The sequence below is a fragment of the uncultured Gimesia sp. genome, from assembly GCF_963972345.1.
GTDB lineage: Bacteria > Planctomycetota > Planctomycetia > Planctomycetales > Planctomycetaceae > Gimesia.
Genome location: NZ_CAXAVM010000283.1, coordinates 1 through 6,797, shown reverse-complemented (window position 1 = coordinate 6,797; position 6,797 = coordinate 1). Strand labels below are relative to the sequence as shown.

Sequence of the window (6,797 nt, the reverse complement as noted above, 5' to 3'; positions counted from 1 at the left end):
TTACCCCCTCAATCGGTCAGACAGACAAACCGCAGGCTGAACAGTCAAAAGAACTGCAGACTCTGATTCAGGAACTGGAACGCAACGAAGCGTTGTACCGGAATCTCAAGCTCAATCTGCAGATGGTCTACGAGCAGTCCCCTGGTCAGGTTGACTCCGACAAACGGGCCCGGCAAAAGTCAGAGCTCACTTTAATTGTGCAGGGAGATAAATATCGTCAGGAGAAACTAACCACAGGCCGTTTCCAACAAGGGTTTCTGTATCCCACCAATAAACCTTACAACCGTTTTAGTAGCGGAACCACCGAGTCCAGTGCCGTCTTCGATGGAGAGACGCTGCGTAAGTTCTATCGATATGATCGAACTCCTGGCCTGACTGATGAAGAGCGGCAGCAGGGAGGGCATGGTGATATCTCCGGCGAACAGAAATGCATGGAAAATCTGTTCCGACCACATATGCTGCTGTGTGAACATGAGGTGCGTGTTCCGCTTTCGACCTGGCTCAAAGGTAGGGATGCGATAGCGGCTTCTCCAGGCTGGCCCAATTACAATGATGGATGGTCATATAAAGTACAGTTGCTCGGAGAGGAAGAAATTCAGGGACTGAATTGTATCAAAATCCGGATCGAGAAATTCCACATGAATGGCAAACTAACCAGCAAAACAATCCTCTGGCTGGCTCGCGACCGGAATCTGATCCCCGCACAGGCCGTATTCTACCAGCCACCCAGATCGAAAGAGATTCCTCAATGTGAAGCATGGGTAGACGAATGGCAGGAAGTACGTCCTGGAGTCTGGTTTCCCCGGAAGTTCCACAAAGATCGTCTGAACTGGATCATATATCGATTGAAAAACAAACAGCAGGTCGGGTGGCGAAAAAAATACCAGGTCGAATCAATCGAGTTAGATCCTCTTCTCCCGGAGGACACCTTTACGAAACTGAAGTTTCCGAAAGGGCTCGAAGTCAGCCCCAGAGACGTGGAAAATAAATAGGCGGATATGGGAATTCTCAGTCCAGGCTGCTACTGTACGAATTGTGCGGTGGCATGAACAAGTGTGTCGATAGCTGACTGTGAACTAACTCAACCATATCAAGGATGTAAATAGATGGCCTATTTCCCATTGCCCATTACTTTGCTGTTTCTGGGGCAGCTATTTCTCATACCGACACAACCACTGCGGGCTCAATCCAGACAGGTCCACTCAGAGGATCAGTCTTCTACCGGTTTCGAATTCAGTCACTCTCAGTTTACGCTGGATCTGAAAAACGTCACTCTGAATCACCTGACAGTTTCTTGTACGGGAAAGGTGGTTGCCTGGACAAGCGAAGACAAACGGTTGTCGGTAATCCGACTTCCCAAACAGGTGCAGCCAGATCACCTGCCCCTGGACCTGGTGCCCCTGACGATCGCTCTCTCTCCTGATGGTTCCCGGTGCGCGCTGGGCTACCCTGAGGCGATTGAAATCATGGATCTTTCCAGTCGTAAGCGGGAACATACAATCAAAGTCAGTCTTTCGGCTGGCGACATTCTGAAGTTCACGCCCGATGGTACCGCACTGTTTCACGCTGGTGCCAGCAAACTGTTTCGGTTCGAGAAAAAGCAGGATTATTCGAAGAAAAACCTGTGGGATTATGAGGCTCCCCTCCGGAATCTGACGTTTTCACCGGACAGCCGTTATATTGCGACTTCGCATGTCGGGAATGTGGTTCACGTTCGGAACACTCAGACCGGGAAATCTGTCAAAAGCTGGAACGCACCCGAGCCGATTCAGGGACTGGGGTATTCGCCGAACGGAAAGGAGCTCAACCTGCTGCTACAGGGAAAAGCATCTATCTGGAGTACACAGGATGGGAAGCAGCTTCGCCAGCGTAAGCTCAACGACCGGATTTTTATACATCCGGATTCACCACCCCCGAGAACAGGTAGGGTAGATGACCGTTCGTATTCCTCGGTGGAAAAAATTCCAGGTCAGCGACGCCTGCAGATTCAGTTTCAGTACCATTCGAATCCGCTTCATGCACACATTGCCAGCTCCGACGGTCAGATACTCGCATTGAGAACCAGAGATGGAAAAATCAGGATTGCTCCCGTGACAGCGATGCTGGGAAACGAACGAGAACAGGTTCAGGCGGAAATCGAATCTCTGGGGGGATATATCAGTCATTCTTCTTCTGGTCATACTATCTACGTAAACTTTCTGGATGCCCGGACTGCCGCCTTGATCAGTCGTTTGAATGTTCTGGGCGATGTAAGCGAGCTGACCATCCGGGGTCGTCAAATCGAACCGAAAGCACTTGCCAGTCTCTTTCGCGGCGCAGGTATCACCGAATTAACGCTTCACCACACCAGTCGCCCGATATTGGAAGCGATTGCTCAGAATGACAAACTGACGCAACTCTATCTCAGAGATACCGAACTTTTAGACGAATCGCTGGCTCCATTAGATTCGCTGACCTCACTCAGAATGGTTTCCCTGACCGGTGCCGGTTTCACGGGGAGTGGCTTAAAGTATCTAAACAACTCAGCCGGAATGACCAGTCTCAATCTCAGCGGCACAGGTCTCACCGATGAGAACATGCACCACCTGAAAACCATGACTCAACTGCATACCCTGATTCTCAGTCAGACCGGGATTACCGATGCCGGTCTGAAATCCATCGGGAACCTGCAACGTCTCAGGCAGCTCACATTGGGAAATACGGGAGTGACCGGTTCCGGTTTATCCAATCTGTCAGACATGCATGAACTACAGAAACTCGAACTACAAGCGACGAAGCTCACCGAAACGGGACTGGAGGCACTCCGCCAGTTGAAAAATTTGAGGCAACTGGACTTGTCCAGCACCCACCTGGCTGAGCAAGCAGCCCGGCAGCTAGCCGGCTGCCAAAATCTGCAATATCTGACGCTCTATAATGCTGATCTGACAGATGACACACTGGCCACTCTGGACAACCTGCCAAACCTGGAAAGCCTCAACTTAAGTCAGACTGAAATTACAGGCGCCGGCTTTGGAAAACTGTCGAATCTTCCCAAGCTCAGAAGCATCCACCTCTGGAACAGTAAACTGGATGACGCGGGACTACAGGCACTTTGCAAATTCTCCCAACTCAGATCGTTGTCCATTCAACGGACCCGAGTCACAGATGCGGGCTTAGCCTCTCTGGTACAACTTAAGAAATTACATAGTCTGGAATGTGCCTCTAATGATATTACTGGTAAAGGGCTGGCATTTCTGTCGGCACTACCAGAGTTAACGACTCTGGATTTATCGGGGACTACTCTCGATGATTCAGCCGCACATCATTTCGGGACCGCTACAAGTCTGACCAGGCTTAATTTGAGCCAAACAGACGTAGGAGATCCGACTCTGCAGGCATTGGGAAAACTGCAGCATCTGGATTCTCTGGATCTATCAGAAACCAATGTCACTGATGCAGGCAGGCAAGCGTTCAAAGACTTCTCTCGGCTCTCTACACTTTCGCTGAAAGGGACCACAGTCGGTGATTCCACTCTGGAAAGCCTTTCTAACTGTGTTGGCCTACGGCAATTGAATCTTGCTGATACTGATGTCACTGACGCCGGTTTGCAGCAGATCGCAGGTCTCAACTCTCTCACTTCACTTGATCTGACTGGCACTCAGGTCAGCAGCTCAGGAATGAAGTCTGTCTCACGACTGAACAAACTTTACAACCTCCAGTTGAGCAGCACGGCCATTGATGACAGGGGATTGGAGAATCTCGCTGCTTTATCCTCTCTGATTAACCTGGGGATCGCGCAGACCGATATTACAGGTGCAGGAATCAGGCACCTGGTGGGTTGTAAAAGTCTTTCCGCTTTGTACCTGCGTGGCGTTACTGTGACCGACAACGATCTGGTGCACATCGGCCAGCTCACCGGTCTGTCGCGGTTGATACTCAGCGAAACTCAGGTAACGGGAGCCGGGCTGAAGCATCTTGCTCCTCTGCATCGATTAGTTACCCTCGATTTAAGCGATACGAAGGTGGATAATGCAGGACTGCAGGCTTTGTCTGGACTTGCTCACTTGTCGTCACTTGATCTCCAGAGGACACAAATTGATGACGCTGGAGTCAAACATCTATTCCAGATGAAGAAGATGTCACAGCTCAATCTATCTTCTACGAAGGCAGGCGATACTGCACTGAAAGTAATCGGAGCACTGCCTCTGCTGACCGAGTTGCAGCTCAATCAGACCGATGTGGGCGACTTAGGGCTACAATCACTGCAGGATCACTCTAAATTAAGAAGGCTTTATCTTAGTGAAACCAGGATTACCGATAAAGGCATTGCATCAATGGGAATAATGCCCCAACTGCAGTCACTCAATTTGTCGAAAACCGCGGTGTCAGATCAGATCGCAACACTGCTCCAGAAATATCCTCAACTGGGATTCGTGACACTCAGCGATACACGGCTGACGGACTCCGGCTTGGCAGGCATACGAAAATTACCTGCCCTGTGGGGCCTGGATCTTAGCCGGACCCGGATCACTGATCAGGGCCTGAAAACGCTTTCGAGCAAATTGAGTAGACTGTATTTGAATGGAACGCAGATTTCGGAGGCAGCCTGGCCGCTGATCCTAAAATGTGCGCAGTTGAGATCGCTCGGGATTGGCAACACGCACATTACTCAGCTTAATCTGCAGCCATTGCACGCGTTGCCACATCTGATATCCATCACACTGGATGCAGAGTTTCTATCCTCAGAAAACATTGTGATCCTCAATGCACTGCCTGATCTGAAATCACTCTGGATTTCAGACTGTCAAATCAGCCGGGAACAGCTGAAACGAATCAGTCAGTTAAAGCATATCACAGAACTCCGCTTTCGGTCTGTCAACTTTCCTGAACGGACGATAGAAGAACTGGGAAAAGCGGAGCAAGTCACTTTCTTAACGATTCATCAATCCAGTCTGTCCGCGCAGGAGGTCGCACGTCTGCGGGAAGTACTCCCACACTGTCGTATCTATCATTCCTCAAGCAAGTGAGTCAATTCGGGACCCTGTTCATTTCTGTTTCCGGCTTCGACGGTCCGGTCTTCCGCTTTCTGGCCCGATCTTCCTGACTTGCGGCGAATGTGTGTATAATCCCGTACCGTATTTCAAAACGAAACGGCATAAACGCATTTGCATTTTGTGGAAAGAAAGCAGGTTTGATCGACCGGGACCGTAGTTGAGCCCCTTGCTGCTCAAGCGGTATCTGCTTCCAGTTTTTTCATCAACAGAATGGTATCTGTGGAACTCGCATGCTGTTTCACAAAACCACGTTTTCGAAACAATTCCAGCATACGATAATTATCCGGAGCCGTTTCGGCAACGATGCGGTTCACACCCCAGGACCGACAAACATCCAGACAGTAATCCGTCAACGCTGACCCCAATCCCTGACCCTGCCAGCGATCTCCGACCAGCACTGCATATTCGGCTTCCCGATGATCTGCGTCAGCCACCATCCGTCCCACGCCAATCAGTTGTCCTGCCGGCTCTTCGGCTCTCTCTGCAACAATGGCAATTTCGCGGTCGTAGTCAATAAAACAGAAGCGGGTTGCCATGTCATGTGTGGTGCCTTGAAAAGTAAAGCGGAACCTGGCTCGAATGGATTCGGGCGAACAGCCTCGCAGAAGTTCATGCCATTTTTCTTCGTCCTCGGGTTGAATTGGACGCAGTCGTACCAGGGTACCATCCTTAAGCCTGGCTGTTTTTGTAAACTCCTCCGGGTAGGGTCGGATTGCCAGGTGTGAATAGGAGCGGGACGACGAATCACTCAATGTCCGGTTAACAACAATCCGTGCATCAAGGGCAATCACATAGTCGGGGGTCACCAAAAGAGGATTGATATCCAGTTCCACGATTTCCGGCAAATCGGCTACAAAGTAAGACAACCGGATCAACACTTCGATCAGTTGATCCAGGTTCACTGCGGGATGCCCTCGATAGCCGTTCAATAAAGGCCAGATTCGCAGCATCTCCAGCGCGTGGCGGGCCAGCCGTTCATTCAATGGAGGAAGTTCCAGCGAACGATCCTGATATAATTCGGCAGTGGTTCCCCCTGCTCCGACCAGCAGTACCATCCCAAATACCGGATCCCGTTTGACTCCCAAAATCAGTTCATGCCCTTTCGGCTCGGAAACCATTCGTTGAACGGTCACTCCTTCCACCTCCGCTTCGGGGCGTGCTGCCTGCACGCGCTGTATGATGCGGTTATAGGCTGCCGTGATTTCATCATCATCGTGTAAGCCCAGTTCGACACCACCCACATCCGTTTTGTGAGTGATCTGCTCTGAGAAGACTTTGAGCACGACCGGCACGCCCATCTGGTGAGACAGTTGCACGGCTTCCTCAGCACTGCGGGCGATCGCTGTTGGATTGACTGGTATTCCATAAGCTTCCAGGAGTGACTTTGATGTATGCTCGGAGAGAATGTCGCGCCCCTCCTGTAAGGCGGTTTCCACCAGTTCCCGCAGGTGGGGGCGATCCAGCGAATATTGAACCGGCATCGCGCGGGGAGTTTCATACAGAAACTGGTGATTCCGGGCATAGGTCACCAAGTACATAAACGCCCGAACGGCCTGCTCCGGAGTATCGTAAGTGGGAATGCCGGCGTTGTTCAGACGTGTAATTCCCTCATGAACTTTTTTCCCGCCCATCCAGGAGGTGAGGATCGGTTTTGAGGTCGACTTCGCAACTTTGATAACTGCAGCGGCGGCTCCCGCCGGATCGGTCATCGCCTGGGGAGAAAGAACGACAAGTACCCCATCGACGTGCGAATCGGCGAGGACG

The 6,797-nt window shown here is 51.0% G+C and carries 3 protein-coding genes; 2 read left to right on the top strand and 1 reads right to left on the bottom strand.

All coding sequences use genetic code 11. The features are described from left to right. Together AACZ40_RS27475 and AACZ40_RS27470 are read left to right on the top strand one after the other, a co-directional pair. Window positions 1-992: hypothetical protein (locus tag AACZ40_RS27475; RefSeq protein WP_339676759.1), on the top strand; the 992-nt coding region annotated here is incomplete at its 5' end. A gap of 114 nt (window positions 993-1,106) precedes the next feature. Further along, window positions 1,107-5,006 (top strand): leucine-rich repeat protein, encoded by a 3,900-nt coding sequence (locus AACZ40_RS27470; RefSeq protein WP_291169003.1) that lies wholly within the window; start codon window positions 1,107-1,109, stop codon window positions 5,004-5,006. Between the two features lie 200 nt (window positions 5,007-5,206). Here the strand turns inward: AACZ40_RS27470 and AACZ40_RS27465 are convergent. Next, window positions 5,207-6,797, bottom strand: a 1,591-nt coding sequence (locus tag AACZ40_RS27465; protein ID WP_339676758.1) for a GNAT family N-acetyltransferase, incomplete at its 5' end; no start/stop codon positions are given.